The sequence below is a fragment of the Pseudomonas tensinigenes genome (genome assembly GCF_014268445.2).
Lineage (GTDB): Bacteria > Pseudomonadota > Gammaproteobacteria > Pseudomonadales > Pseudomonadaceae > Aquipseudomonas > Aquipseudomonas tensinigenes.
Map to the genome: position 1 here is coordinate 1,016,437 of NZ_CP077089.1, position 26,064 is coordinate 1,042,500.

The window sequence follows — 26,064 nt, forward strand, 5'->3', positions numbered from 1 at the left end:
CACGCAGCTTGGCCGAGCGCGACGCCGATTGCCAGCCCGGCAGTTTATTGAAGAACTTGACCTTGCCATCGTGGCAAGCTCGAAACTGCCGGCAACCTCACTCAAAGGAGTCATTCCATGCAAGTGTTCAACGTTCAAGGCATGTCCTGCGGTCACTGCGTCAAAGCCATCACCAACGCTGTGCAGGCCAAGGATCCGGCGGCCAGTGTGCGGGTTGATCTGGGGGCGAAAGAGGTCGGCGTGGAAAGCGCGCTGAGCGCTGAGCAGGTGATCGAGGTCATCAGCGAAGAAGGCTACGCAGTGAAACTCGCCTAGAAGCAAAAGATCGCAGCCTGCGGCAGCTCCTACAAAGGGACGCATTCCAAAGTAGGAGCTGCCGCAGGCTGCGATCTTTTGATCCTGGCTTTTTTGATTGTTAGCGAGCTATCGGAATGTTCAAGGCGTTCGGGCGCGGCTAGACTGACGGGCTGCCGACTTGCCAACTTGGATGCCTGATGAACTTCCGTACCATTCTGATCCTCGGTGCCTTGACCGCCTTCGGGCCCTTGGCGATCGACTTCTATTTACCTGCCTTTCCCTCGATGGCGCTGGCGTTCGGCACCGACGAGAAACATGTTCAGATGACGCTGGCGGCGTATTTCGCCGGGTTGTCGATTGGCCAACTGGCTTACGGCCCGGTGGCGGATCGCTTTGGCCGACGCATCCCGTTGCTTGTGGGCCTCACGCTGTTCACTTTGGCATCACTGGCCTGCGCTTATGCGCCGAACCTGGAATGGCTGATCGCTGCCCGTTTTGTCCAGGCCTTGGGCGGTTGTGCGGGGATGGTGATTTCCCGGGCCGTGGTCAGTGACAAATGCGACGCGGTGGGTTCGGCGAAAGTCTTTTCGCAATTGATGCTGGTGATGGGCCTGGCGCCAATTCTGGCGCCGATGCTCGGCGGTCTGCTGGTCAACACCACAGGCTGGCAGTCGATCTTCCTGGTGCTGACCGGGTTCAGCGCGCTGGCCGGTTTGGCCGTGGCGCTGGGGCTGCCGGAAAGTATGCCAGCACACATGCCGCGCCAGCCGTTGTCCGGCGCCCTGCGCCAGTACGGGCGCTTGCTCAAGGACCGGGTTTACCTCGGCCACGCCCTGACCGGTGGCATCGCCATCGCCGGGATGTTCGCCTACATCGCCGGTTCGCCGTTTATCTTCATCAAGTTGTATGGCGTCCCGGCCGAGCATTTCGGCTGGTTGTTCGGCACCAACGCGGCGGGGTTCATTCTGGTGGCGCAGGTCAACGCGCGGATGTTGGCCAAGCGCGGCCCGGCGTTTCTGCTGTCGCGGGCGGTGTGGGTTTACTTCGGCGCGGGGCTGGCGTTGCTCGCGGTCAGCGCAATGCACACCGAATCCTTGTGGCCGCTGCTGATTCCACTGTTCATCTGCGTGTCGAGCCTGGGCTGCATCAGCCCGAACGCCGCCGCCTGCGCGATGAACGGTCAGGGCGCACGCGCCGGCAGTGCTTCGGCACTGCTCGGCTGCATGCAATTCAGTGTCGCCGCTGGTGCTTCGGCGCTGGTGGGGGTGTTGCACGACGGCACCGCCGTGCCGATGGCAATAGTCATCAGCCTGTGCGGTTTGCTGGTGGTGTGCGTGGCGCTGCTCACCCGCCGTCTGCAGAATGCCCGGGCACTGGCGCAAGCTCAGGCCGAGGCATAAATAACCTCAGCCGGCGGCGCGCTGCTGGCTGCGGTCGGGAATCTGATGGGGCGCGCAAAGTCGCGCTTCGAGGGTGCGAGTGAAGGCCAATGCTTCGGCTTCACTGCGGAATGTCACGGCGTGTTGGTCCAGACGAACCTGCCATTGAGACTTTGCCACTTCTTTTATCAGGATCTTCATTGCTGACCTCCCTTGCGTAAAAGATGTATCGCAGAGGCTTCGATTGTAGACCTGAATACGATCGCAATTGTGACAACGCTCAAGCATCGGACTGACGGCAAAAAAACAGCGCAGCCCCGCCGACCGCTCTAGGTTCGGCGAAGGCTGCGCTGTGCGGTTTTTTAGAAACCTTCTAAAACAATTTTCCCCTTGGCTTTGCCACTTTCCAGCAGCTCATGGGCGCGACGCAGATTCGCCGCATTGATCGTGCCGAAATGCTCGCCCACTGTGGTTTTCAAGGTTCCGGCATCAATCAGCTCAGCCACGCGGTTGAGCAGGTTGTGCTGCTCAATCATGTCCGGCGTTTCGAACAGCGAGCGGGTGTACATGAACTCCCAGTGCAGCGACAGGCTCTTGCGCTTGAGTTTGCTCACGTCCAGCGACTTCGGATCGTCGATCAGTGCCAGTTTGCCTTGCGGGGCCAGCGCCTCGACCAGTTGATCGAGGTGCTGATCGGTCTGGGTCAGGCTGGCAACGTGCGTTACGCTGTCGATCCCGGCGCGCTTGAGTTCTTCGCTAAGCGGCTGGCTGTGATCGATGACCAGGTCGGCGCCCAGTTCTTTGACCCAGTCGCGGGTCTGCTCGCGGGACGCAGTGCCGATGACCTTCAGGCCGGTCAGTTGTTTGGCCAGTTGCGTGAGGATCGAGCCCACCCCGCCGGCCGCGCCGACGATCAGCAGGCGCTGATCTTCATTGGTTTTGGTTTCGCGAATTTGCAGGCGCTCGAAGAGCAATTCCCACGCGGTGATCGCGGTCAGCGGCAGGGCGGCTGCTTCGGCGAAACCGAGGGATTTCGGCATATGGCCGACGATACGCTCATCGACCACGTGCAGTTCACTGTTGCCGCCGGCACGGGCGATGGAGCCGGCGTAGAAAACCTTGTCGCCGGCCTTGAACAACGTCACTTCGCTGCCGACAGCCTTGACCACACCGGCAACGTCCCAGCCCAGCACTTTCGCCGCGCCGTTCTCCGGCGCCACGTTCTGCCGCACTTTGGTGTCGACCGGATTAACCGAAATGGCTTTGACTTCCACCAGCACATCGCGCGGGCCGGCGACCGGCTCTGGCAGATCGATGTCTTGCAGGGATTTTGCGTCGCTGATCGGCAGTGAAGCGTAATAGGCGATGGCTTTCATGAGTGGCTCCGTACAGGTAATAGAAGAAGGGGTCAGGCAATCGCGCCGAGGCGCTTGAGCTGAAAGTGTTCGATGGCGTGGCCAGCCGTTGCCTGGAAATGCTGGAAGTGCGCGCTGGCGTTGTGCGCCTCAAGAATCGCTTCGCTGGCCCAGTGTTCAATCACATAAAAAACCTGCGGGTCGGCGAGGTCGCGGTGCAAGTCGTACTGGCTGCAACCGTCCTCGGCGCGGCTCGGTTCAACCAGTGCGCGCAGGCCCTGTTCGAGAAGGTCCTGTTGGCCCGGTTTGGCGATCAGGGTGGCAATAGCGGTGAATGGCTGGGTCATGCTCGGCTCCAGAGAAGCGGGATGAATGCGATGGAGAGATGATTGGCTATTTCTCTGCGAGATAAAACCGGCTAAAAGTGCAGTCTCTTTCAATATTTTTTTGATAATCGAGGCTGAGCATGCTGCGTTTCGACGACTTGCAGTTGTTTGTCCGGGCGGCGGACCTGGGCAGTCTGTCAGCAGCAGCGCGGGTGATGGACATGTCTGCGGCCGTGGCGAGTGCGGCGTTGAAACGGATCGAGCAGCAGTTGGGCGCGCGCTTGCTGGCGCGATCGACTCGCAGCTTGCGCCTGACAGCCGAGGGCGAAGGCTTTCTCGAATACGCGCGGGCGGCGCTGAGCAATCTTGATGAAGGCCGACGTTTGCTCGCCAGCGGGCAGGAACAGGTCAGCGGCGTTCTGCAGTTGTCGGCGCCTTCGGACTTCGGGCGCAATCTGTTGCTGCCATGGCTCGACGAGTTCCAGCGCGAGCACCCGAAGCTGACCGTGCGCTTGCTGCTCGGCGACCGCATCGCCGATCTGTTCCGTCAACCGGTGGACATCGCCTTGCGCTATGGCGAGCCGGAAGACTCAAGCCTGGTCGCTTTGCCCATCGCCCCGCAAAACCGCCGCGTGCTGTGTGCCTCCCCGGCGTACCTGGCCCGACACGGCGAGCCGCACCAGCTCGAACAACTGACTCAGCATAACTGCCTGCTGTACATGCTCGGCAGCCGGGTTCACGACCATTGGAGTTTTCACGACGGCAAACGCGAGGTCAGTCTGACCGTCAGTGGTGACCGTTTCAGTGATGACGCCGACGTTGTGCGTCTATGGGCGTTGGCTGGAGCGGGAATAGCCTACAAATCCTGGCTCGACGTGGGCGCCGATGTGCTCGCCGGCCGCCTCAAAGTGCTGCTGCCGGAGCTGCTGTGCGAACGCGCTCCGCTGAATCTGTTGTGCGCCCATCGCGCACAATTGAGTAAGCCGGTGAACCTGTTAAGGGAAATGCTCGCCAGCCGATGCGCTTATTTGAGTAGCCAATTTCCCGTTTTCTCGAAAGTTGATCATTAGTCGCAGCTAAATAGAGAAATTTCTGTCAGGAACAATCACCACCCGTGCAGGCTGCGGCACGGGACGCGGCCTGCATCCCGCTTATACTAGCGCCCGCCTCATGCAAGTACCTTAACCCGGCCCGAACGCCTTCGCACTGTGCTGCTCCTGTCTGGTTCAGGATTGTTCAGCGAAGATGGTTTCTGCGCCGGAAGATGTTATGTCAATGGCCTGCCTTGCCCCGGCTCAGAGCGATTTTCGCGTCTTGGCCGCCGACCCATTACTGGTCAAGATGTCTGCGAGCAGTAGACGATACGATTCCACAGGGAGTGAATACATGGAACATGCACCTTGCATCAGCCAGATCGCCACGTTGCTGGCCGACCCCAAGCGCAGCGCGATGATGTGGGCGCTGATGGATGGCTCGGCCCGGCAGACCGAGGAGCTTGCGTTACTGGCAGGTCTGTCGCCGTCGTCGGCCAGTGCGCATCTGGCACGGCTGGCCTCTGGTGGTCTGTTGAAGGTCGAAGTCCGTGGGCGCAAACGGTTTTTCCGCCTCTCGGCACCGGAGGTGGGCGCGGCGATAGAGGCGCTGGCCAGCGCCACCATCGCCAGCGCCCCGCGCGAAGTCGCCGAGGTTTTCAAACGCAGCACCCCTATGGCCAAGCCCCAGGCGGCACCGTCTTCGCTGTTGCGCGCACGCTTTTGCGACGATCATCTGGGGGGCACGCTGGCGGCCGACCTGTATCAGCGATTGCTCGACGCCGGCTGGATCGAACAGCTTGAACAGCGCGTGGTGGTGACCCTCAAGGGTGCAAAACAACTGGCAGGGCGGGGAGTGTTCATTCAGGCGCTGGCCCATCGCAATGTTCAGGTCGCCTGTGCCTGCCCGGACTGGAGCGAGCGTCGTCCGCACATGGGCGGTACCCTCGGCGCCGCGTTGCTGCAGTTGTTCATGCAATCCGGCTGGCTGACCCTGCCCAATGACTCAAGAGCGCTGCAACTGACGGCGACCGGGCAGCGTGAACTGCATCGATTTGCCAAGGAAACCGAGCTGGAGATGGCCTAGCAGAGCCGCTTGATCATTACCTGCCACGGCGGCATTCCGGCTGGCGTCGTCTACGGCTGCGAACAGGTCGCATCCAGCACGAACGCCCAGGCGTGATCGCGCACACTCGATCCGGGGACATTTCGGATGGGGGACGCGGTATGGATAATCAAGGCTACAGTGCGGCAGAACGCTTGGAACGACTGCCGATCAGCGGTTATCACCGGATCATTTTTATCATCATCGCTCTGGCGTTTTTCTTCGACTCCATGGATCTGGCGATGATGACGTTCCTGCTCGGCTCGATCAAAGCCGAGTTCGGCTTGAGCAGTGCGCAAGCTGGACTGCTCGCTAGTTCGAGCTTTTTCGGCATGGTGCTGGGGGCGTCGCTGTCCGGCATGCTCGCTGATCGCTTCGGGCGCAAACCGGTGTTTCAGTGGAGCATCGTGTTGTGGGGCGTGGCCAGTTATCTGTGCTCGACGGCGCAAACGGTCGAGACGCTGACGCTGTTTCGCATCCTGTTGGGGATTGGCATGGGCATGGAGTTTCCGATCGCCCAGTCGATGTTGTCCGAGCTGATTCCAGCGCAACGCCGCGGGCGCTATATCGCGTTGATGGATGGCTTCTGGCCGCTGGGGTTCGTAGCGGCCGGCGTACTGTCTTACTTCCTGTTGCCGCTGATTGGCTGGCGCGACATCTTTCTGGTCTTGGCGGTGCCGGCGGTGTTTGTGCTGGCGATCCGCTTTTTCATTCCCGAGTCACCGCGCTGGCTGGAACAGGCTGGAAAGCTTGAAGCGGCAGACAAGGTGTTGAACGGCATAGAGGCGCGGGTGCGTTCGTCGCTCGGTGGCGCCGCGTTGCCGGAACCGCTGCGCTTGCCGCGCGCCGTGACGCCGCCGGGAGATTTCTTTGCGGCGCTCAAACAGATCTGGTCGCCGCAGTATCGCCAGCGCACCACGATGATCTGGAGCTTGTGGTTCTTCGCGCTGCTCGGCTTTTATGGGCTGACGTCGTGGTTGAGTGCATTGCTGCAACAGTCGGGTTTCGCCGTGACGCAGTCGGTGTATTACACCGTGCTGATATCCCTGGGCGGGATTCCCGGGTTCTTGATGGCGGCGTGGCTGGTCGAGCGCTGGGGGCGTAAACCGGTGTGCATCGTCACCTTGCTCGGTGGTGGGGTGATGGCGTTTCTCTACGGCCAGAGCGCAGTGTTTGGCGGCAATGTGGCGCTGTTGATCAGCACTGGGTTGCTGATGCAGTTTTTCCTGTTCGGCATGTGGGCGGTGCTTTACACCTACACGCCGGAGTTGTATCCGACGTCGGCACGGGCGACAGGCTCGGGCTTTGCCTCGGCAATTGGCCGGGTTGGCTCGCTGCTCGGGCCATTGGTGACCGGGCTGGTGTTCCCGATAACCGGGCAGGGCGGGGTGTTTGCGCTGGGCGCGGCGTGCTTCGCGATAGCGGCGGGGGTGGTGTGGCTGTTCGGGATGGAGACGCGGGGGAAAACCCTGGAAGAGCTGACTGAAAGCCAAATCCCAGGCTGAACAAAGAACCCACTGTGGGAGTGAGCCTGCTCGCGAAAGCGGAGTGTCATTAAACGAAAATGTTAACTGACACTCCCTCTTCGCGAGCAGGCTCGCTCCCACATGGGTACTTCGGTGTTGCTTACGGTTTTACCAGTCGCGCATCCAGGCTGTTCTGCGCCAGGCGCTTGGCCTGATCCTGGGTCATGCCCAAATGCTCATACAACGCATGGAAGTTCTCGGTCACATAACCACCGAAGTACGCCGGGTCATCGGAGTTCACCGTGACCTTCACGCCACGCTCGAGCATGTCGAGAATGTTGTGCTGCGACATGTGATCGAACACGCAAAGCTTGGTGTTCGACAGCGGGCACACGGTCAGCGGGATCTGTTCGTCGATGATCCGCTGCATCAAACGCTCGTCTTCGATAGCGCGTACGCCATGGTCGATGCGCTGGATTTTCAGCAGGTCGATGGCTTCCCAGATGTACTCCGGCGGGCCTTCTTCGCCGGCGTGGGCAACGGTCAGGAAGCCTTCGTGGCGGGCACGGTCGAATACGCGCTGGAACTTGCTCGGCGGGTGACCCATCTCGGAACTGTCCAGACCGACAGCAACAAACGCGTCACGGAACGGCAGCGCTTGATCGAGGGTTTTCTCGGCTTCTTCTTCGCTCAAGTGGCGCAGGAAGCTGAGGATCAAACCGCTGGTGATACCCAGTTGCTGCTCGCCATCCTTCAATGCCGCTGCGATGCCGTTCAGCACCACTTCGAACGGGATGCCACGGTCGGTGTGGGTCTGCGGGTCGAAGAACGGTTCGGTGTGAATCACGTTCTGTGCTTTGCAGCGCAGCAGGTAAGCCCAGGTCAGGTCGTAGAAATCCTGCGAGGTGCGCAACACGTCCGCGCCCTGGTAATACAGGTCGAGGAATTCCTGCAGGTTGTTGAAGGCGTATGCCTTGCGCAGGGTTTCCACGTCGTTCCACGGCAGGGCGATCTTGTTGCGTTCGGCCAGGGCGAACAGCAGCTCAGGCTCCAGCGAGCCTTCCAGATGCAGGTGCAGTTCAGCCTTGGGCAAGGCGTTGAGCCAGTCGTACATATTCTTTTCTCATCAGGTGCAATGACGGCATTCTACAGATGCTCGCCGAAACAATTGGCAAAACCTGACCAAGCGATCCATCAAACAGCTTCCTGCTCACGGCGATAGGCATAGGTATCGGCGAAGCGCGAGAGCAGAAATTCGGCGCAAGTGGTCGTCGGATATTTCGCCGGATGCTGTGCGTCCTGACAACCGGGCAGGCATTCGATGCGCGTGTCGGGGTGCGGCTCGGCAAAGAACGGCATCGAATAGCGATCCACCCCGAGCGGGCTGATCACCCGGTGCGGAGTCGAGCGATAACGGTCGTTGCTCCAGCGCGCCATCATGTCACCGAGGTTGACCACGAAAGTGCCGTCGATCGGCGGTGCATCGATCCATTCGCCATTGACGTTTTTCACTTGCAAGCCGCCGGCGCTGTCCTGATAGAGCAGGGTGATGCAGCCGTAATCAGTGTGCGCGCCGGCACCTTGCTGCTCGGCGGAGCTGGCGGTGTGGCGCGGTGGGTAATGGATCATGCGCAGGACGCTGACCGGGTCAACGAAGCGGCTGTCGAAGAAATCGCGTTCGATGTTCAGGGCGATGGTCATCGCGCGCAGCAGGGTTTGCGCGAGGGCTTGCATGTCGAGGTAGTGCTGCTCCATCAGGGTTTCCCAACCCGCTTGCGATGGGTGCCGGTTCGGCCCGCGTAACGGTCTTTCAGCGAGCACGTCGGGATGCTCGGCCGGCAGGTGCAGGCCCATGTCGAAGGTTTCTTTCAGATCGCTGGGTTTGCTCGGGTCGAGTTGCTCGGTGGCGATCGCACCGTAGCCGCGATGGTGGCGGGTCTGGGTGATGTCGATCTTGAGTTTTTCTGCTGCGGGCAGGGCAAAAAAACGCTGAGTCTGATCGAGCACCGCGTCGATGCGTTGCGCTGAAATCGGATGGCCCTGGATGTAGAAAAAGCCCCATTCGCGGCAGGCTTGGTCGATTTGCCCGGCGACGGCAGGCCAGGCGTTTTCATCGTCGCTATAGAGCGGGCTGATATCGATGATCGGAAGCTGATCCATACACAATCCTTGAATACGCTGTGTTTCCAATGTGGGAGCGAGCCTGCTCGCGAAGAGGGAGTGTCAGACAACATTTTTGTTTAATGACACACCGCTTTCGCGAGCAGGCTCGCTCCCACAGGGTTTTGTGTAATTAGCAAAAATTACTTCGGCATCTCAGCCTTCATGCCTTCAACGTAATAGTTCATCGACGCCAGTTCAGCATTCGTCGCACTCACGCCCGCCGGGATTTTTTCGACGCCGGCCTGATCCTTGATCGGCCCGGTAAACGGCTGCAACGCGCCGCTCTTGATGTCGGCGATGATCTGCTCGGCCTCGGCTTTCACCGGCGCCGGCACCAGGTCGCTGATCGGCAGTTCAACCGTGCCTTCCTTCAGTCCGCCCCAGTAATCCTGGGGTTTCCAGCTGTGATCGATCACGCTCTGCGTCGCCTGGATGTAATGGGGCGCCCAGTCGTTGACGATCGAGGTCAGCACGGCTTTCGGCCCGAAGTGCGCCATGTCCGAGGCGTAACCCACCGCGTACACGCCACGACGTTCGGCGGCCTGAATCGGCGCCGGGCTGTCGGTGTGCTGGAACACCACATCGACGCCCTGATCGATCAGCGCGTTGGCCGCATCAGCTTCCTTGCCCGGGTCGAACCACGAGTTGACCCACACCACTTTGATCTCGGTGCCTGGGTTGTATTTGTTCAAGGCCAGTTGAATCGAGTTGATGTCACGGATCACCTCGGGGATCGGGAACGAAGCGACATAGCCGATCTTCTTGGTCTTGGTCATCTTCGCCGCGAGGAAACCACCGACGTAGCGACCCTCGTAAGTGCGCGCCAGATAGGTGCCGAGGTTCTTGTCCTGTTTGTAGCCGGTGGCGTGTTCGAAGGTCACCTTGGGAAACTGCTTGGCGACTTTGACAGTGGGGTTCATGTAGCCGAAAGAGGTGGTGAAAATCAGGTCGTACTTGTCCTTGGCCATGTTGCGGATCACCCGTTCGGCGTCGGCACCTTCGGCGACGTTCTCGACGTAGTTGGTGGTGATCTGATTGCCGAATTTCTCGGCGAGTGCCTTGCGCCCCTGCTCATGCTGATACGTCCAGCCGTGGTCACCGATCGGGCCGATGTAAACGAAACCGACCTTCAGCGGATCGGCGGCGCTGGCGCTCAGGCTGATCCCCAGACCGAGGGCGGCGCACAGCAGTTTGTGCAACGGACGTATTTGCATGAATTGGAGCTCCATTTTGTTGTGTGTGGTCAGGGCCAATGCAAATTGCTGACCAACAGGACAACAAACCGGTTTGAAACCGTGTGAAGGCCTTCGCGAGCAGGCTCGCTCCCACATTCGAGCGCATTCCCCTGTGGGAGCGAGCCTGCTCGCGAAGGGGCCAGCAAGTCCAATAAAGTGCAACTGCCAAAAGCCCTGCCAGCGCTTGGTGCGCTAAGGTGTAACGAAACGTTAGCGCCGCCCCGCAGTCAGTAGCTCATTCGCACTCTTCGGCAAAAGGCCCGTCCATGCTCACCCTCCTCAAGCAAGAAAGTTTTCTGCTACTGGCCGTCATCGCCGCGTGCGTCGCCTATCCGTTGGAACACTGGATGCTGCACAGCGGCCAGATCGTCGCGCTGACTGCCGGCCTGGCGCTGATCGCTTTCATCGTCGCCGCCTCGATGCGCGTCGCCCATCACGCCGAATTGCTCGCCGAAAAGGTCGGCGACCCTTACGGCACGATGATACTCACGCTCGCGGCTGTGCTGGTCGAAGTGGTGATTCTGGCAATCATGATGAGCAACGAAGCCTCGCCCACACTGGTGCGCGACACGATCTATTCCGCCGTGATGCTCGACATCAACGGCATCCTCGGCCTCGCCGCGCTGATGGGTGGGATCAAACATGGCGAGCAGTCGTACAACGACGATTCGGCGCGCAGCTACAGCGTGATGATCCTCACCGCCATGGGCGTGTCGATGGTGGTGCCGGAGTTTATTCCCGAGGCTAACTGGAAGATTTATTCGGCATTCACCATCGGTGCGATGGTGGTGCTTTACGCGCTGTTTCTGCGCATGCAAGTCGGCCCGCACAGTTACTTTTTCAGCTACAGCTATCCGGACAAACGCCGCAAGAAAGAACCGCAGGACGCGCAGGCGAAAGCACCGAGCATCGGCTTGTCGATCGGCATTCTGGTGTTTGGCATTGTGGTGATCGGCGCATTGGCCGAAGTGATGTCGAAGACCCTCGATCTGGGCCTGGAAGGCACGGGCGCACCGCCGGTGATCACGGCGATTCTGGTCGCGGCGATTTCCGCGGCGCCGGAGATTTTGACCGCGTTGCGTGCAGCGTTGGCCAACCGCATGCAGTCGGTGGTGAACATTGCGATGGGTGCGTCATTGTCGACGGTGATTCTGACCGTGCCGGTGATGGAGGCGATGGCGCTGTACACCGGCCAACCGTTTCAAATGGCGATGACGCCGGTGCAGACGGTGATGATCTTCATCACGCTGATCGTCAGCGCGATCAATCTGAATGATGGCGAGACCAATGCCATCGAAGGCATGACCCACTTCGTGCTGTTTGCGACGTTCATCATGCTGTCCCTGCTGGGGCTCTGAGGCTGGCAGAAACCAATGTGGGAGCGAGCCTGCTCGCGAAAGCGGTGTGTCATCCAACAAACATGTTGTCTGACACTCCCTCTTCGCGAGCAGGCTCGCTCCCACAGTTTTGAACGGCGGGGGATCAGGTACCGGCGATCAACTGGCGCGCCGCCTGGCTGTGGTCGGCGATCAGGCCTTTCAGATCCAGCCCTTCAACCTGGCCATCGACCACGCGCCACTTGCCACCAATCATCACCCGATCCGCACGATCCGCGCCGCACAACAGCAACGCCGAGATCGGATCATGGCTGCCCGAGAAGCGCAGCTCATCAAGCTTGAACAACGCCAGATCCGCCTGCTTGCCCACGGCAATCTCACCAATATCGGTACGGCCCAACAAGCTCGCCGAACCCTTGGTCGCCCAGCCCAGCACGCGTTCCGGGGTGATCTTCTCGGCGCCGTAACGCAGGCGCTGGATGTACAACGCCTGACGCGCTTCGAGAATCATGTTCGAGGCATCGTTGGACGCCGAACCATCGACGCCCAGACCAAAAAGTGCACCCGCGTCAGTCAGATCGATACTCGGGCAGATGCCGGAAGCCAGACGCATGTTCGAGCTTGGGCAATGGCAAATACCGGTGCCCGCCTGACCGAGGCGAGCGATTTCGTCCGGGTTGAAGTGGATGCCGTGGGCCAGCCAGGTGCGCGGGCCGAGCCAGCCGACGCTGTCGAGATAATCGACGGTGCGCAGGCCGAAACGCTGCAGGCAGAAATCTTCTTCATCGAGGGTTTCGGCGAGATGCGTGTGCAGGCGCACGTCGAGTTTGTTCGCCAGTTCGGCGCTGGCCGACATGATTTCCGGGGTCACCGAGAACGGCGAGCACGGCGCCAGGGCGATCTGGATCTGCGCCCCATCGCCACGTTCGTGGTACTCGTGAATCAGGCGCTGACTGTCGTCGAGAATCACTTGGCCTTCCTGCACGGTCTGCTGCGGCGGCAAACCGCCGTCCTTCTCGCCGAGGCTCATCGAACCGCGAGTGAGCATGGCGCGCATGCCCAGTTCACGCACGGTTTCGACTTGCACGTCGATGGCGTTTTCCAGACCGTCCGGGAACAGATAGTGGTGGTCGGCAGCGGTGGTGCAGCCCGACAGCAGCAGTTCGGCCAAAGCGACTTTGCTGGCGAGGGCGAGTTTTTCCGGCGTCAGGCGCGCCCACACCGGGTACAGGGTTTTCAGCCATGGGAACAACGGCTGATTGACCACCGGCGCCCAGGCGCGGGTGAGGGTTTGATAGAAGTGATGGTGAGTGTTGATCAGGCCCGGCAGGATCACATGCTCGCGGGCATCGAACACTGCATTGCACGGCGCCGACGGCTGCTGGCCAGCGGCGAGGACTTCGACGATGACACCGTCTTGCACGACAAGACCGCCACGGGCATCGAGCTCGTTGGAGGTGAAAATGGCGAGGGGATTTTTTAACCAGGTACGGGTCGCGGGCATGTTGCCGGCTCCTCTGAAAATGGGGTTCAGGGTTGCCAGCTCAGTGATGCCCTGTCTGCTGATCCAGGGTCGCCGCGGGGGACGAGGTGCGCAGTTTCAAACAAAACGCCGCATCGGGCAAGCCCAACCCGACCGGACAACATCACCAAAATACACAACCACTGTAGGAGCTGCCGAAGGCTGCGATCTTTTGATTTTGTTTTTAAGATCAAAAGATCGCAGCCTTCGGCAGCTCCTACAGGGGATCATCAATTACCAGGGAATCGTTTCGCCCTTGTAATTGATGAAGTGATGCCCGCCCTTGCCGGTGTACGCATTCACCTGATCGATCAACCCACGGGTGCTGGTTTCCACATCAAGGTCAGCCCCTTCACCGCCCATATCGGTCTTCACCCAACCCGGATGCAGCGACAACACGGTCATCTTCTGCTCGCCCAATTGCGTGATAAAACTGTTGGTCATCGAATTCAGCGCAGCCTTGCTCGCTTTGTACAACGCCAGCTCCGGCGCGTCCGGCACGGTCACGCTGCCGAGCCCGGAACTCATGAACGCCAGCAGGCCGCTGCCGTCACGGATCTGCCCGACAAAACGCTGGGCCAGATTGATCGGTGCCACCGCGTTGGTGAAGAACAACTGACCGACTTCGGCCAATGTAGCGCCGCCCGGGGTCTGATCGGCCGGGCCTTTGACCCCGGCGTTGACGAACAGCAAATCAAATGTTTCGCCCTTGAGCTGTTGGCTCAAAGCGATCACCGCTTGCTGATCGTCCATATCGAGCTTCTCGATCCGCACCTTGCCTAATGCTTGAAGCGCATCGGCATTGGCAGGGTTGCGCACGGTGGCGGTGACTTGCCAGCCGTCGGCCAGCAGGGTTTTCACCAAACCGAGGCCCAGGCCCCGGGAGGCGCCGATGATCAGTGCGTTTTTTGCAGACATGAGGGGCTTCCTTGATGGATGAGGATCATGGATTCAATGGACAGGCCTGACCGAGGCGAAGTTGCAGCTCTTGCCGCAGTACGTCGAGTTCGCTCATGCGGTTTTCAATCAATTGGAGTTTGTCGCGCAGCAACTGCGCCACGGCGTTGTCCGGATCGGGCGCGTTCCACAATGCGGCGACACTGTCACCGATCTCGCCGAGGGTAAATCCCAGACGCTGCGCAGTCTTGATATAGAGCACCAGTTGCACCATCTCCGGCGGATAGTCGCGATAACCATTGGCACTGCGCTGCGCCGCGATCAACCCGCGCTGCTCATAGAAACGCAGGGTGTCACGGCTGACGGCGCTGGCCTGGGCTAATTCACCGATGCGCATGCTGGCTCTCAAAAGAAGTATTGACCCTGGAGCATACTCCAGGCTTTACCGTGCTTGCTCCCTGAATTTCCGGAGCATGGATGATGTGGACTTCAACGCAGTATCGCAACGTGGTGCGCGGAAGTGCATGGTATGACTTGATCGTCACGGCAGCGTTTGCCACGCCATGGAGTTTTGCGCTTGTGCACGGGTTGTTGAGCGCACTGAATTTACCCGGCGAACTGCCGGTGTTTCAGCCTGTGCATATGTTGATGGCAAATCTGTTGGGGTCGGTGGTGTGTGTTTGGGCGGTGCTGCGGATTCGCGATCCGCAGGCGCTTTATGGTCGGTATGACGCGGTGGCGCGGTTTCTGTTTGCGGCTTGGCAGGCGTATGCCTTGTTGCACGGCGCCAGTTCGATTCTGATTGTTTTCCTGGTCTTCGAACTGGCGTGGGGCATTGCTCAGGTGTTGCCTGTGAGTAAGTCTTCGCGAGCAGGCTCGCTCCCACAGGAGATAGGTGTCACCTCACACCCCTGAGTCGGGCGCGGAAAATGTGGGAGCGAGCCTGCTCGCGAAGAGGCCCGCCCAAACAATAATTAATGCCCCGCCTGCCAAGGCTGCCCAAGCGACACCGGCGCATACAATCTTGTGCGCAGCGCATCCCGCGACAACAACACCAGCACCACAATCGTCGCGACATACGGCAGCATTGCCAGCAAACTCGACGGAATCGCCAGCCCCAACCCCTGCGCCACCAAATGCAGGATGCTGGCGAGGCCAAACAGATACGCCCCGAGCAACAACCGCCATACTCGCCAACTGGCAAATACCACCAGCGCCAAGGCGATCCAGCCACGCCCGGCGGTCATGTTTTCTGCCCACATCGGCGTATACGCCAGCGATAGATAAGCCCCGGCCAACCCGGCCATCGCCCCGCCGAACAGCACCGCCAAGGTGCGCACGGTCAACACCGGCAAGCCCATCGCACTGGCCGCATCCGGGTTCTCACCCACCGCTTGAATGATCAACCCGACACGACTTTTGATGATCACCCACGCCACCAGCGTAAACAGCGCGAACGACAGATACACCAGCAGATCCTGGGCAAACAGCATCCGCCCAATCAACGGAATCTCACTCAGATAAGGAATCGCCAGCGGCTCAAAACCGGCCAACGGTTTACCCACCCAAGCCGCGCCGACAAAGGTCGACAGCCCGACACCAAATATCGTCAGGGCCAAACCGGTCGCCACCTGATTGGCGTTGAACACCAGCGCCACCAAGGCAAACAGCGACGACAACAACATGCCGGCCAGCATCGCCAACAACACGCCGAGCCACAGGTTGCCGCTGTTCAGCGCGACGATAAAACCGATCACCGCGCCAAACAGCATCATCCCTTCCTGCCCGAGGTTGAGCACGCCGCTCTTTTCGCAAATCAGCTCCCCCAGCGCCACCAGCAACAGCGGCGTGCCGCAACGCACCATGGCGTAGAAAATATTGCTCAACAGATCGATATCCATCACAGCGCTCCGGCGGTTACGGCAGTAGTCGAGGTGCGCTTCACCCAGCGCAGGTTCAGGCGTGGCCGATAGAGGATCAGCACGTCACTGGCGAGCAGGAAAAACAGCATCATTCCCTGAAACAACTGGGTGATCGCTTGCGGCAGGTTCATCGTCATTTGCGCGCTCTCGCCGCCGATGTACAGCAGCGCCATCAACAGACTCGAAAACAGAATCCCGATCGGATTCAGACGCCCGAGAAACGCCACGGTAATCGCCGCATAGCCATAACCCGGCGACACCTGCGGCACCAATTGGCCAATCGGCCCGGTGACTTCGCAGACGCCGGCGAGCCCGGCCAATCCGCCGCTGATCAACAGCGCCAGCCAGATCAAACGCTTCTCGCGAAAGCCGACAAACCCTGCGGCACGCTTGTCCAGCCCTAGCACTTTGATCTGGAAACCGACAAAGCTTTTCTGCAACAACACCCACACCACGACCAGCGCGAGCAGGGCGAAATACACCCCGGCATGCACGCGGCCATCCTCCATCAACAACGGCAAACGACTGGCGTCGCCGAACATCGCCGACTCGGGAAAGTTGAACCCGGCGGGATCTTTCAGCGGCCCGTGCACACAGAACAACAGCAGGTTCAGCGCGATGTAATTGAGCATGATGCTGGTGAGAATTTCGTTGGCGTTGAAGCGCGTGCGCAACCACGCGGTGAGCCCGGCCCACGCCGCGCCAGCGAGGGTGCCAGTGAGCAGAATAAATACCAGCGCCCAACGACTTTGCATGCCGATGATGTTCACCGCCAAGGCACTGCCGGCGAGGGCGCCGAGGAGCAATTGCCCCTCAGCGCCGATGTTCCAGATCCGCGCCTGATACGCCACGGCCAACCCCATTGCGCAAAGCAGAATCGGCAGCGCTTTGACCAGCAATTCGGAGATGCCATACAAGTCGCTGACCGGCGCGATCAGCAGCGTGTGCAAGGTTTGCAACGGGTCGTGGCCAAGAGCGATAAACAGCAGCGAGCCGCAGCCAAGCGTCAGCGCCGCTGCCAGTAACGGCGAGCACCACAGCATCAGGCGCGATTGCTGGCCACGGGGTTCGAGGGAAAGCAGCATGAGTAAAACTCCGTTAAACCGTGGCGGCAGAAGGTGGGTTGTCGAACTGGCCGGCCATCCAGCCGCCGACGTCGCTGAGTTGGGTATCGGTGGTGTTGTGCAGCGCCGACAAACGTCCACCGCACAACGCACCGAGGCGGTCGCTGATCTGGAACAGTTCGTCGAGGTCTTCGGAGATCACCAGAATCGCCGCGCCGGCATCGCGCAACGCGATCAGCGCGCGGTGAATGGTCGCGGCAGCACCGACGTCGACGCCCCAGGTCGGGTGCGCGGCGATCAGCAGTTTCGGTTGCTGGAGAATTTCCCGGCCAAGGATGAATTTCTGCAGATTGCCGCCGGACAAACTGCGCGCGGCGGTTTGCGTGTCCGGGGTTTTTACGCCGAAACGCTGAATGATCTGTTGGGCGAGGGCTTCGACTTTGCCGCGCTGGATCAGCCCGTTGCTGACCAACCCTTGTTGGAACGCAGTCAGCAGGGCGTTGTCCGCCAGACTCAATTCCGGCACCGCGCCATGACCGAGACGCTCGGCAGGCACGAATGCCAGACCCAGTTTGCGTCGTGCATCGGGACGTAAGTCGGCGACGTGTTGCTCAGCGAATCGAATGGTCGCGGCGTCCGCCCGAGGCAATGTTTGTTCGCCACTGAGCAGGGCGAGCAATTCATCCTGACCGTTGCCCGCGACCCCGGCGATGCCAACGATTTCACCGCTGCGTACTTGCAGATTAATGTCCGCCAAAGAGCAACCAAACGGGTCCGGGTTATGCCAACTCAATCCGCTCACCCGCAAAAATGCCGCGCCGCCGCTGACCTTCGGATAGTCGCCAATCAACGCCGCCGCTTCCCCCACCATCATCTGCGCCAATTGCTGATCCGAACATTCGGCAGGCACGCAATGTCCGGCGACACGCCCGCCGCGCAGAACCGTCGCGCTATGACACAACGCACGCACTTCACCAAGTTTGTGGCTGATAAACAGAATGCTGCAGCCTTCGGCAGCGAGGCGGCGCAGGGTGATGAACAACTCGTCGGCCTCCTGCGGTGTCAGTACCGAAGTCGGTTCATCAAGGATCAGCAGGCGAATGTCCTGCATCAGGCAACGAATGATCTCCACCCGTTGCCGCTCACCGATCGACAGGCTGTGGACAAGTCTTTCAGGCTCCAGCGCCATGCCGTAACGGCGTGACACTTCGCGAATTTTTGGTTCCAGTTGTTTGGGCGTTCCGGCCGCCGCGCCCATTGCCAGGGCAATGTTCTGCGCCACACTGAGGGTTTCGAACAGCGAGAAATGCTGGAACACCATGCCGATGCCCAACTGCCGCGCCTGGGCCGGATTACGGATGTTGATCCGTTGTCCTTGCCAGAGCATCTCCCCGGCATCGGCTTGGGTGACGCCGTAGATAATCTTCATCAAGGTACTTTTGCCCGCACCGTTTTCACCGAGCAGGGCGTGAATTTCACCGGGCGCGATGCTCAGGTCGATGGCATCGTTGGCCAGACAACCGGGATAACGTTTGCTGATCTGGCGCAGTTGCAGGCGCGGGGTTGCAGGAGCAATGGACATGACAGGCTCGACTTGCTTGGAGTTGTGCCTGTGGATAAAGCAATTTCCTGGCCATTGAGTCAGGAACGCGAGCGGGCCGCGTGTGCGAGTGCCTGAAGCAGAGCATTGCCTGCAAAACTGGCTGGGCTCACGGCACCAATTCAGAGCAAAGCCGTTGATCGGGCTCCAGTTTTGCCCGCTGATAACTGATCAAAAAACGAGCAAACCCCTGTGGGCTAGGCGGGACCTGCGACTGCGCCAGCCATGAACGGGTTATCCACAGGTTGCTCCACAGTTATTGTGCGCAAGCTGCAAACCTGGGCATAAGCACTGCGGTGCTTTCTTCTAATGGTGATAAACCGAGCTAACTGACTGTTTCTGTTCGAAAAATTCGTTACGTCGGATGAATTGAACGAAAAATGAACAAACTGCGCAAAGCCACGTGACAGAAGGGTTACAGCAGAATGTGCTCAGGTTATCCACAGTCGGGTGCACAGCAGATGTGGGCAAGTCCGTGGAATAAGGAAAACGGGGAATGCCCTAAAAGATCGCAGCCTTCGGCAGCTCCTACAGGGGAACGCATTTCAAATGTAGGAGCTGCGGAACGCTGCGATCTTTTGATCTTGGCTTCACCGCTGCAACAAAATCCGCCCACGGCTCAAATCCGCCAATTGGCTTTGCAACAACTCGATCTGCGCCTCACCCACCGCTAACTTCAACTCGACCCCGTTCGCCGTGAAGTTTTCCTCCACTACCAATCCAGCCAGATCGGCAACGCGCAACTTCACCAAAGCCAACTCGGCAAACCCGCAAGTGCAACTCAACGGCACCCGGCTGATCAACTCGACCTTGGCCGCCGTTTGCAGGCACTTGTTCGCGCCACCGCCATATGCCCGGGCCAAACCGCCCGTACCGAGTTGAATCCCGCCGTACCAACGAATCACCAGCACCGCGACCTGATCACAATCCTGCGCTTCAATCGCCGCCAATATCGGTCGCCCAGCAGTACCACCCGGTTCGCCATCGTCATTGCTGCGATATTGATCGCCGAGTTTCCATGCCCAGCAATTGTGCGAAGCATTCAAATCGCTGTGCTGTTCAAAGAACGCCTGCGCATCAGCAGGGCTGCCGATCGGCGTGGCGAAGGTGATAAAGCGGCTTTTGCGAATCTCTTCGCGGTATTCGCAAAAACCGCTGAGGGTGAAAGGCATAAACGTCTTATAGAGGAGGAGTGAGGCCGCAGCCTTTGAGAATGATGCGGATCAGGTTGTTGCCGGCGTCTTCCATGTCCTGCTTGGTCAACTTGCTGCGACCGCTGACGCGACAGATCTGCGTGGCGAAGTCGGCGTAATGCTGAGTGCTGCCCCACAACAGGAAGATCAGGTGCACCGGATCGACCGGGTCCATTTTGCCCGCATCAATCCACGCCTGAAACACCGCCGCGCGGCCGGTGAACCAGGCGCGGTAATCCTGATTGAAATATTCGGTCAGGCATTCGCCGCCGCTGATCACTTCCATCGCAAAGATCCGCGAGGCTTGTGGTTGGCGACGGGAAAATTCCATCTTGGCGCGAATATAGCGAGTCAGTGCTTCGGCCGGATCGTCCTCGGCGGTGAGGGTGTTGAAGGTGCTGTCCCACAGCTCGATGATGTTGCTCAGCACCGCCACGTACAAACCGAGTTTGTTGGTGAAGTAGTAATGCAGGTTCGCCTTGGGCAACCCGGCATTCTGGGCGATGGTGTTCATGCTGGTGCCTTTGTACCCGTGACGGGCGAACTCGTCTTCGGCGGCTTTGAGGATGGTCTCTTCGTTCTTCTGACGAATGCGGCTGGCGGGTTTGCCGCCATGGGCTGGGACTTCAAAGGTCATAGGCACTTCCGGGTTTGTCTGTGGGTGCAACCAAGTGCGTTGATAGCGCACCCACAGGCATCCGACAAGTCTTTGCGCGATAAAACCGTTACGCCTGTTCGATCTTGTTCAGCGCGGCGGATACTTCAGCGCCATCGGTTTTCGCTTCCGGCAGCAGCAGGCACAGGACGATTGCCGTCAAACCACCGCTGGTGATCGCCGAGTCGAACAGGTTCTGCACCAGTTTTGGCAGCAGGTGCAGCAGGTTCGGTTGCGCGGCAATGCCCAGGCCGACGCCGAACGACGTGGCGATGATCAACATGCTGCGTCGATCCAGCGGCGACTGCGCGAGGATGCGCACGCCGGCCGCAGCCACCGCGCCGAACATCACCAGAGTCGCGCCGCCGAGCACCGGTTTCGGGATCTGTTGCAGCACCGCGCCGATCATCGGGAACATACCGAGACAAAACAGGATCGCGCCGATGTACAAACCGACGTAGCGACTGGCAACGCCGGTCAACTGGATCACGCCGTTGTTCTGCGCGAACGTGGTGTTGGGGAAAGCGCTGAAGGTCGCGGCGATCATGCAGCTGACGCCATCGCCGAGTACGCCACCGCGCAAGCGGCTTATATAAGAAGGGCCACTGATCGGTTGGCGAGCGAGCATGCAATTGGCGGTGAGGTCGCCGACGGTTTCGATGGTGCTGATCAGATAAATCAGCGCGACCGGCAGGAAAGCCGTCCAGTCGAAGCTGAAGCCAAACTTGAACGGTGTAGGAAAACTCACCAGCGGCAAGTCAGGCAACGGTTGCGGCAGCAGTTTCCCACTGAACCAGGCGGCGAGGCTGCCGAGCAGCAAACCAATGATGATCGCCGACAAACGTACCCACGGCGTATTGGAGCGGTTGAGCAGAATGATCGTCAGCAGAACGAACACGCCCAGCGCCAGATTGCCCGGCGCACCGAAGTCCGGCGCATTGAAACCACCGCCGAGATCAGTGATGCCGACCTTGATCAGGCTGATGCCGATCAGGGTGATGACGATCCCGGTCACCAGCGGCGTGACGACTCTGCGCAACTGGCCGATGAAGCGGCTGAGGACGATCTGCACGATTGCGCCGAAAAAGCACACACCGAAGATCATCGCCAGAATGTCTTCCGGGCTGCCGCCACGTTGCTTGACCAGAAAACCGGCCGACAGCACCGCACCGAGAAAGGCGAAACTGGTGCCCTGTAAACAGATCATTCCCGCCCCGATGCCGAACGGCCGCCGCGCCTGAATAAAGGTGCCGACGCCCGAGACCATCAACGCCATGCTGATCAGGTAGGGCAAATGTGCGGTCAGCCCCAATGCTGAACCGATCACCAGCGGCGGGGTGATGATGCCGACGAAACTGGCGAGTACGTGTTGCAGCGCCGCGAGAGTTGCGGCGAGTGGTTTGGGGCGGTCGTTGAGGCCGTAGATCAGGTCGCTGGATTGTTCGGAATCTGGCTGCATGGCTGAAGGCTTCTTGTTGAAGGATCGGAGTTGATCCTGCTTTGCAAAAAGCTGTCCACTTGCTCAGGTTATTTGTTGAATCTGTTGCTAAGGCCCAACGCCGGCGGGCCTCGGAGGATTTTCAACGCGTCGCCGCCAGACTCTCCAGAAAGCTCTCCAGCACCAAATGAGGGCGGCGCCCCTTGCGCGTGACCGATGCCAGACTCAAATCGTAAAACCGCGTTCCTGCTTTCAAAGCACGCAAGCGCCCCTGCTGCACCCAAAGACTGGCGTAATGATCCGGCAAATACCCAATATAACGCCCGGTCAAAATCAGAAACGCCATGCCTTCACGGTCAGAAGCACTGGCCGTGCAATTGAGCGCCTGGTAATGCGCCTGAATCTCCGCCGGCAAACGGAACGTCGGCGCAATCGCGTCCTGACTGTTCAGGCGTTCGTCATCAAGCTGTTTGTCATCGACGTAAAACAGCGGATGACCCACCGCGCAATAAAGCAGCGAACGCTCGCTGTACAACGGCTGATATTCCAGTCCCGACAACGCACTGGCCTGCGGCACCACGCCAACATGCAGACGTCCATCGAGCACGCCTTGCTCGACTTCATTCGGCGCAATCATGCGGATCTGGATCTGCACATCCGGCCCGCGTTCCTTCAACTGAGCGAGGGCGTGGGTGATGCGCATGTGGGGCAGGGTGACGAGGTTATCGGTCAGGCCAATGATCAGCTCACCGCGCAAATGCTGGTGCAGACCGTTGACCTCGGTGCGGAAACTTTCCAGGGCACTTAATAGTTGCAGCGCCGATTGATACACCTCACGGCCTTCTTCGGTCAGCGAAAACCCGGCGCGACCACGCTGACACAGACGCAAACCGAGACGCTGCTCCAGATCGCTCATCTGTTGGCTGATCGCCGAGCGCCCAATGCCGAGCACGGTTTCCGCCGCGGAGAAGCCGCCGCACTCCACCACGCTGCGAAAAATCCGCAACAGGCGAATATCAAAGTCACTGACCTGGGCCAGCGGATCGGGGCGGCGGCTGCTCATCTTGTTGTTCTCATTGTTTAGCGAAGTTCTAACTGAAGGTTAGAAGAGTTGGATTTCACCGACTTTATCCGCGTGGCAATTTAGCTGCAACAACGCTTTTTATCTCCCTGACGCTTATGCCCTGCGAGGTTTTGCCCGATGAACATGCCTGAAAACGCGCCGTCGCCACTGGCCAGCCAACTGAAGCTGGACGCGCACTGGATGCCGTACACCGCCAACCGTAACTTTCAGCGCGACCCGCGTTTGATCGTTGGTGCCGAAGGCAGCTGGCTGATCGACGACAAGGGCCGCCGGGTATATGACTCGCTGTCCGGTCTGTGGACATGCGGCGCTGGCCACACCCGCAAGGAAATTCAGGAAGCAGTCTCCAAGCAATTGGGCACCCTCGATTACTCGCCGGGCTTCCAATACGGCCACCCACTGTCGTTCCAGTTGGCCGAAAAAATCACCGAGCTGACCCCGGGCAACCTCAACCACGTGTTCTTCACTGACTCGGGCTCCGAGTGCGCCGACACCGCAGTGAAAATGGTCCGTGCCTACTGGCGCCTGAAAGGCCAGTCGACCAAGACCAAAATGATCGGCCGTGCCCGTGGCTACCACGGCGTGAACATCGCCGGCACCAGCCTCGGCGGCGTCAATGGCAACCGCAAACTGTTCGGTCAGGCGATGATGGACGTCGATCACCTGCCGCACACGTTGCTGGCGAGCAATGCGTTCTCCCGTGGCATGCCGGAGCAGGGCGGTATCGCTTTGGCCGATGAGCTGCTGAAGCTGATCGAATTGCACGACGCTTCGAACATCGCCGCGGTATTCGTTGAGCCTATGGCCGGTTCCGCTGGTGTACTGGTGCCGCCGCAGGGTTACCTGAAACGTCTGCGCGAAATTTGCGATCAGCACAGCATTCTGTTGGTGTTCGACGAAGTGATCACCGGTTTCGGCCGTACCGGCAACATGTTCGGTGCCGACACCTTTGGCGTTACTCCGGACCTGATGTGCATCGCCAAGCAAGTCACCAACGGCGCGATCCCGATGGGCGCGGTGATTGCCAGCTCCGAGATCTACCAGACCTTCATGAATCAGCCGACCCCGGAATACGCTGTGGAATTCCCGCACGGCTACACCTACTCGGCACACCCGGTGGCCTGCGCCGCAGGTCTTGCAGCACTCGACCTGCTGCAAAAGGAAAACCTGGTGCAGAGTGTCGCTGAAGTCGCACCGCATTTCGAAAACGCGCTGCACGGTCTGAAAGGTTCGAAGAACGTTATCGACATCCGTAACTTCGGTCTGGCGGGTGCAATCCAGATTGCCGGTCGTGACGGCGACGCTATTGTGCGTCCGTTCGAGGCGGGCATGGCCCTGTGGAAAGCCGGGTTCTACGTACGCTTCGGCGGCGACACCCTGCAGTTCGGCCCAACCTTCAACAGCAAGCCGCAAGACCTCGATCGCCTGTTCGACGCGGTCGGCGAAGTGCTGAACAAGCTCGACTGATTTTTCCTTCTATATATACCTACAAAAACGGGCACTCCTTAACGGGTGCCCGTGGACAAGAATTCAGGAGTTTTCGATGAGCGTTATCCCGCATTTGATCAATGGCGAACTGGTGACCGAGAACGGTCGCGCGGTTGATGTGTTCAACCCGTCCACCGGTCAGGCTATCCACAAGCTGCCACTGGCCAGCCAGGCAACCATCCAGAAAGCCATCGATGCCGCCAAGGCTGCGTTCCCGGCCTGGCGCAACACGCCACCGGCCAAACGCGCGCAGGTGATGTTCCGCTTCAAGCAACTGCTGGAGCAGAACGAAGCACGCATCTCGCAATTGATCAGCGAAGAACACGGTAAAACTCTGGAAGACGCCGCCGGTGAATTGAAGCGCGGTATCGAGAACGTCGAGTTCGCCTGCGCCGCGCCGGAAATCCTCAAGGGTGAGTACAGCCGCAACGTTGGCCCGAACATCGACGCATGGTCGGACTTCCAGCCGCTGGGCATCGTTGCCGGGATCACCCCGTTCAACTTCCCGGCCATGGTGCCGCTGTGGATGTACCCGTTGGCGATCGTCTGCGGCAACTGCTTCATCCTCAAGCCGTCCGAGCGTGATCCAAGCTCGACACTGCTGATCGCTCAGTTGCTGTTGGAAGCCGGTCTGCCGAAAGGCGTGATGAGCGTGGTTCACGGTGACAAGACTGCAGTAGACGCGCTGATCGAAGCGCCGGAAGTCAAAGCGCTGAGCTTCGTTGGTTCGACGCCGATTGCCGAGTACATCTACGCCGAAGGCACCAAGCGTGGTAAGCGCGTTCAGGCACTGGGCGGCGCGAAAAACCACGCAGTGCTGATGCCGGATGCCGATCTGGACAACGCCGTCAGCGCACTGATGGGCGCGGCTTACGGTTCCTGTGGCGAGCGCTGCATGGCGATTTCGGTTGCCGTTTGTGTAGGCGATCAAGTGGCCGATGCGCTGGTGGCCAAACTGGTACCGCAGATCCAGGCGCTGAAAATCGGTGCCGGCACTTCGTGCGGCCTGGATATGGGGCCACTGGTCACCGGTCAGGCGCGCGACAAAGTCAGTGGTTACGTTGATGACGGTGTGGCGGCGGGCGCGACCCTGGTGGTCGACGGTCGTGGTTTCAGCGTGGCCGGTCATGAAGAAGGCTTCTTCCTCGGTGGCTGCCTGTTCGACAACGTCACTCCAGAAATGCGCATCTATAAAGAAGAGATCTTCGGCCCGGTACTGTGCATCGTTCGCGTGAACAGCCTGGAAGAGGCGATGCAACTGATCAACGATCACGAATACGGCAATGGCACCTGCATCTTCACCCGTGACGGTGAGGCGGCGCGTCTGTTCTGCGACGAGATCGAAGTCGGTATGGTTGGCGTCAACGTGCCGCTGCCGGTGCCGGTGGCTTACCACAGCTTCGGCGGCTGGAAGCGTTCGCTGTTTGGTGACCTGCATGCGTATGGTCCGGATGGTGTGCGCTTCTATACCCGTCGCAAGGCGATCACTCAGCGCTGGCCGCAGCGT

At 59.8% G+C, this 26,064-nt stretch carries 25 protein-coding genes (1 of these 25 only partly in view); 9 read left to right on the forward strand and 16 right to left on the reverse strand.

Going from position 1 to position 26,064, the window contains the following annotated elements; all coding sequences use genetic code 11:
• The first annotated feature begins 117 nt into the window (after positions 1-117).
• A complete protein-coding gene (locus HU718_RS04365) occupies positions 118-315 on the forward strand; it encodes a cation transporter (protein ID WP_150709020.1) in 198 nt (65 codons plus the stop codon).
• 179 nt (positions 316-494) lie between these two features.
• Positions 495-1,697: a multidrug effflux MFS transporter gene (locus HU718_RS04370; RefSeq protein ID WP_186612803.1), complete on the forward strand. Its 1,203-nt coding sequence runs from the start codon at positions 495-497 to the stop codon at positions 1,695-1,697.
• Positions 1,698-1,703: 6 nt separating this feature from the next.
• Here HU718_RS04370 and HU718_RS04375 read toward each other — a convergent pair whose 3' ends face one another.
• From HU718_RS04375 to HU718_RS04385, 3 genes are all read right to left on the reverse strand, one after another.
• Positions 1,704-1,877, reverse strand: coding sequence for a hypothetical protein (locus HU718_RS04375; protein WP_007914687.1), 174 nt, complete (start codon positions 1,875-1,877; stop codon positions 1,704-1,706).
• A 161-nt stretch (positions 1,878-2,038) separates the two neighbouring features.
• Positions 2,039-3,052 (reverse strand): zinc-binding alcohol dehydrogenase family protein, encoded by a 1,014-nt coding sequence (locus HU718_RS04380; RefSeq protein WP_186612801.1) that lies wholly within the window; start codon positions 3,050-3,052, stop codon positions 2,039-2,041.
• Between the two features lie 32 nt (positions 3,053-3,084).
• Entirely contained in the window at positions 3,085-3,378 is a 294-nt protein-coding gene (locus HU718_RS04385; protein ID WP_186612799.1) for a putative quinol monooxygenase, read from the reverse strand.
• A 119-nt stretch (positions 3,379-3,497) separates the two neighbouring features.
• Between HU718_RS04385 and vimR the strand changes: the two genes are divergently transcribed.
• The 3 genes from vimR to HU718_RS04400 all read left to right on the forward strand — a co-directional run bounded on the left by vimR (position 3,498) and on the right by HU718_RS04400 (position 6,998).
• A complete protein-coding gene (gene vimR, locus HU718_RS04390) occupies positions 3,498-4,427 on the forward strand; it encodes a transcription regulator VimR (protein WP_110721127.1) in 930 nt (309 codons plus the stop codon).
• A 316-nt stretch (positions 4,428-4,743) separates the two neighbouring features.
• Positions 4,744-5,475 (forward strand): ArsR/SmtB family transcription factor, encoded by a 732-nt coding sequence (locus HU718_RS04395; RefSeq protein ID WP_095122022.1) that lies wholly within the window; start codon positions 4,744-4,746, stop codon positions 5,473-5,475.
• A 140-nt stretch (positions 5,476-5,615) separates the two neighbouring features.
• Positions 5,616-6,998, forward strand: coding sequence for an MFS transporter (locus tag HU718_RS04400; protein WP_186612797.1), 1,383 nt, complete (start codon positions 5,616-5,618; stop codon positions 6,996-6,998).
• A gap of 121 nt (positions 6,999-7,119) precedes the next feature.
• Here HU718_RS04400 and HU718_RS04405 read toward each other — a convergent pair whose 3' ends face one another.
• From HU718_RS04405 to HU718_RS04415, 3 genes are all read right to left on the reverse strand, one after another.
• The gene (locus HU718_RS04405) at positions 7,120-8,073 is read right to left on the reverse strand and encodes an adenosine deaminase (RefSeq protein WP_042557518.1); all 954 of its coding nucleotides are present in this window, start codon (positions 8,071-8,073) and stop codon (positions 7,120-7,122) included.
• Positions 8,074-8,153: 80 nt separating this feature from the next.
• Entirely contained in the window at positions 8,154-9,119 is a 966-nt protein-coding gene (locus tag HU718_RS04410; protein WP_186612795.1) for a 2-oxoglutarate and iron-dependent oxygenase domain-containing protein, read from the reverse strand.
• 143 nt (positions 9,120-9,262) lie between these two features.
• On the reverse strand, positions 9,263-10,336 hold the full coding sequence (locus tag HU718_RS04415) for a BMP family ABC transporter substrate-binding protein (protein ID WP_150731324.1): 1,074 nt from the start codon (positions 10,334-10,336) through the stop codon (positions 9,263-9,265).
• A gap of 287 nt (positions 10,337-10,623) precedes the next feature.
• Here HU718_RS04415 and HU718_RS04420 point away from each other — a divergent pair, with 287 nt between their 5' ends.
• Positions 10,624-11,715 (forward strand): calcium:cation antiporter, encoded by a 1,092-nt coding sequence (locus HU718_RS04420; protein WP_102901595.1) that lies wholly within the window; start codon positions 10,624-10,626, stop codon positions 11,713-11,715.
• Between the two features lie 124 nt (positions 11,716-11,839).
• On the opposite strand, the gene HU718_RS04425 is transcribed toward HU718_RS04420, so the two are convergent.
• The 3 genes from HU718_RS04425 to HU718_RS04435 form a co-directional block, all read right to left on the reverse strand.
• The gene (locus HU718_RS04425) at positions 11,840-13,198 is read right to left on the reverse strand and encodes an 8-oxoguanine deaminase (RefSeq protein WP_116256686.1); all 1,359 of its coding nucleotides are present in this window, start codon (positions 13,196-13,198) and stop codon (positions 11,840-11,842) included.
• A 252-nt stretch (positions 13,199-13,450) separates the two neighbouring features.
• Positions 13,451-14,134, reverse strand: coding sequence for an SDR family oxidoreductase (locus tag HU718_RS04430; protein ID WP_186612793.1), 684 nt, complete (start codon positions 14,132-14,134; stop codon positions 13,451-13,453).
• Between the two features lie 25 nt (positions 14,135-14,159).
• Positions 14,160-14,510, reverse strand: a complete 351-nt coding sequence (locus HU718_RS04435; protein WP_186612791.1) for a MerR family transcriptional regulator — start codon at positions 14,508-14,510, stop codon at positions 14,160-14,162.
• An 83-nt stretch (positions 14,511-14,593) separates the two neighbouring features.
• Here HU718_RS04435 and HU718_RS04440 point away from each other — a divergent pair, with 83 nt between their 5' ends.
• Positions 14,594-15,028 (forward strand): hypothetical protein, encoded by a 435-nt coding sequence (locus HU718_RS04440; protein WP_186613095.1) that lies wholly within the window; start codon positions 14,594-14,596, stop codon positions 15,026-15,028.
• Positions 15,029-15,087: 59 nt separating this feature from the next.
• On the opposite strand, the gene HU718_RS04445 is transcribed toward HU718_RS04440, so the two are convergent.
• From HU718_RS04445 to HU718_RS04475, 7 genes are all read right to left on the reverse strand, one after another.
• Complete coding sequence (locus tag HU718_RS04445; RefSeq protein ID WP_095122036.1) at positions 15,088-16,014, reverse strand: ABC transporter permease; 927 nt, start codon at positions 16,012-16,014, stop codon at positions 15,088-15,090.
• Entirely contained in the window at positions 16,014-17,120 is a 1,107-nt protein-coding gene (locus tag HU718_RS04450) for an ABC transporter permease (protein ID WP_186612789.1), read from the reverse strand. Before HU718_RS04450 ends, HU718_RS04445 begins: the two co-directional genes overlap by 1 nt.
• A 13-nt stretch (positions 17,121-17,133) precedes the next feature.
• Positions 17,134-18,681, reverse strand: a complete 1,548-nt coding sequence (locus tag HU718_RS04455; protein ID WP_186612787.1) for an ABC transporter ATP-binding protein — start codon at positions 18,679-18,681, stop codon at positions 17,134-17,136.
• A gap of 608 nt (positions 18,682-19,289) precedes the next feature.
• The gene (locus tag HU718_RS04460; protein WP_186612785.1) at positions 19,290-19,871 is read right to left on the reverse strand and encodes an IMPACT family protein; all 582 of its coding nucleotides are present in this window, start codon (positions 19,869-19,871) and stop codon (positions 19,290-19,292) included.
• Between the two features lie 7 nt (positions 19,872-19,878).
• A complete protein-coding gene (locus HU718_RS04465; protein ID WP_016987357.1) occupies positions 19,879-20,529 on the reverse strand; it encodes a TetR/AcrR family transcriptional regulator in 651 nt (216 codons plus the stop codon).
• Positions 20,530-20,617: 88 nt separating this feature from the next.
• Positions 20,618-22,006, reverse strand: coding sequence for a uracil-xanthine permease family protein (locus HU718_RS04470; RefSeq protein ID WP_150731329.1), 1,389 nt, complete (start codon positions 22,004-22,006; stop codon positions 20,618-20,620).
• 121 nt (positions 22,007-22,127) lie between these two features.
• Positions 22,128-23,048 carry a LysR family transcriptional regulator gene (locus HU718_RS04475; RefSeq protein ID WP_102901587.1) on the reverse strand — a complete coding sequence of 307 codons (921 nt, stop codon included), beginning with the start codon at positions 23,046-23,048 and terminating at the stop codon, positions 22,128-22,130.
• 138 nt (positions 23,049-23,186) lie between these two features.
• Here HU718_RS04475 and aptA point away from each other — a divergent pair, with 138 nt between their 5' ends.
• Positions 23,187-24,536 (forward strand): omega-aminotransferase AptA, encoded by a 1,350-nt coding sequence (gene aptA / locus HU718_RS04480; RefSeq protein ID WP_007914732.1) that lies wholly within the window; start codon positions 23,187-23,189, stop codon positions 24,534-24,536.
• Between the two features lie 76 nt (positions 24,537-24,612).
• On the forward strand, positions 24,613-26,064 hold the 5' portion of the coding sequence (locus HU718_RS04485) for a CoA-acylating methylmalonate-semialdehyde dehydrogenase (RefSeq protein WP_038360740.1). 42 nt of this gene lie beyond the right edge of the window; 1,452 of the gene's 1,494 nt are visible here — the first part of the coding sequence; it begins with the start codon at positions 24,613-24,615; its stop codon lies off the right edge, out of view.

Excerpts from the sequence above, each read along its gene's own strand:
- HU718_RS04365 (WP_150709020.1), top strand. The coding sequence starts at position 118 with ATGCAAGTGTTCAACGTTCAAGGCATGTCCTGCGGTCACTGCGTCAAA.
- HU718_RS04370 (WP_186612803.1), top strand. The coding sequence starts at position 495 with ATGAACTTCCGTACCATTCTGATCCTCGGTGCCTTGACCGCCTTCGGG.
- HU718_RS04375 (WP_007914687.1), bottom strand. The coding sequence starts at position 1,877 with ATGAAGATCCTGATAAAAGAAGTGGCAAAGTCTCAATGGCAGGTTCGT.
- HU718_RS04380 (WP_186612801.1), bottom strand. The coding sequence starts at position 3,052 with ATGAAAGCCATCGCCTATTACGCTTCACTGCCGATCAGCGACGCAAAA.
- HU718_RS04385 (WP_186612799.1), bottom strand. The coding sequence starts at position 3,378 with ATGACCCAGCCATTCACCGCTATTGCCACCCTGATCGCCAAACCGGGC.
- vimR (WP_110721127.1), top strand. The coding sequence starts at position 3,498 with ATGCTGCGTTTCGACGACTTGCAGTTGTTTGTCCGGGCGGCGGACCTG.
- HU718_RS04395 (WP_095122022.1), top strand. The coding sequence starts at position 4,744 with ATGGAACATGCACCTTGCATCAGCCAGATCGCCACGTTGCTGGCCGAC.
- HU718_RS04400 (WP_186612797.1), top strand. The coding sequence starts at position 5,616 with ATGGATAATCAAGGCTACAGTGCGGCAGAACGCTTGGAACGACTGCCG.
- HU718_RS04405 (WP_042557518.1), bottom strand. The coding sequence starts at position 8,073 with ATGTACGACTGGCTCAACGCCTTGCCCAAGGCTGAACTGCACCTGCAT.
- HU718_RS04410 (WP_186612795.1), bottom strand. The coding sequence starts at position 9,119 with ATGGATCAGCTTCCGATCATCGATATCAGCCCGCTCTATAGCGACGAT.
- HU718_RS04415 (WP_150731324.1), bottom strand. The coding sequence starts at position 10,336 with ATGCAAATACGTCCGTTGCACAAACTGCTGTGCGCCGCCCTCGGTCTG.
- HU718_RS04420 (WP_102901595.1), top strand. The coding sequence starts at position 10,624 with ATGCTCACCCTCCTCAAGCAAGAAAGTTTTCTGCTACTGGCCGTCATC.
- HU718_RS04425 (WP_116256686.1), bottom strand. The coding sequence starts at position 13,198 with ATGCCCGCGACCCGTACCTGGTTAAAAAATCCCCTCGCCATTTTCACC.
- HU718_RS04430 (WP_186612793.1), bottom strand. The coding sequence starts at position 14,134 with ATGTCTGCAAAAAACGCACTGATCATCGGCGCCTCCCGGGGCCTGGGC.
- HU718_RS04435 (WP_186612791.1), bottom strand. The coding sequence starts at position 14,510 with ATGCGCATCGGTGAATTAGCCCAGGCCAGCGCCGTCAGCCGTGACACC.
- HU718_RS04440 (WP_186613095.1), top strand. The coding sequence starts at position 14,594 with ATGTGGACTTCAACGCAGTATCGCAACGTGGTGCGCGGAAGTGCATGG.
- HU718_RS04445 (WP_095122036.1), bottom strand. The coding sequence starts at position 16,014 with ATGGATATCGATCTGTTGAGCAATATTTTCTACGCCATGGTGCGTTGC.
- HU718_RS04450 (WP_186612789.1), bottom strand. The coding sequence starts at position 17,120 with ATGCTGCTTTCCCTCGAACCCCGTGGCCAGCAATCGCGCCTGATGCTG.
- HU718_RS04455 (WP_186612787.1), bottom strand. The coding sequence starts at position 18,681 with ATGTCCATTGCTCCTGCAACCCCGCGCCTGCAACTGCGCCAGATCAGC.
- HU718_RS04460 (WP_186612785.1), bottom strand. The coding sequence starts at position 19,871 with ATGCCTTTCACCCTCAGCGGTTTTTGCGAATACCGCGAAGAGATTCGC.
- HU718_RS04465 (WP_016987357.1), bottom strand. The coding sequence starts at position 20,529 with ATGACCTTTGAAGTCCCAGCCCATGGCGGCAAACCCGCCAGCCGCATT.
- HU718_RS04470 (WP_150731329.1), bottom strand. The coding sequence starts at position 22,006 with ATGCAGCCAGATTCCGAACAATCCAGCGACCTGATCTACGGCCTCAAC.
- HU718_RS04475 (WP_102901587.1), bottom strand. The coding sequence starts at position 23,048 with ATGAGCAGCCGCCGCCCCGATCCGCTGGCCCAGGTCAGTGACTTTGAT.
- aptA (WP_007914732.1), top strand. The coding sequence starts at position 23,187 with ATGAACATGCCTGAAAACGCGCCGTCGCCACTGGCCAGCCAACTGAAG.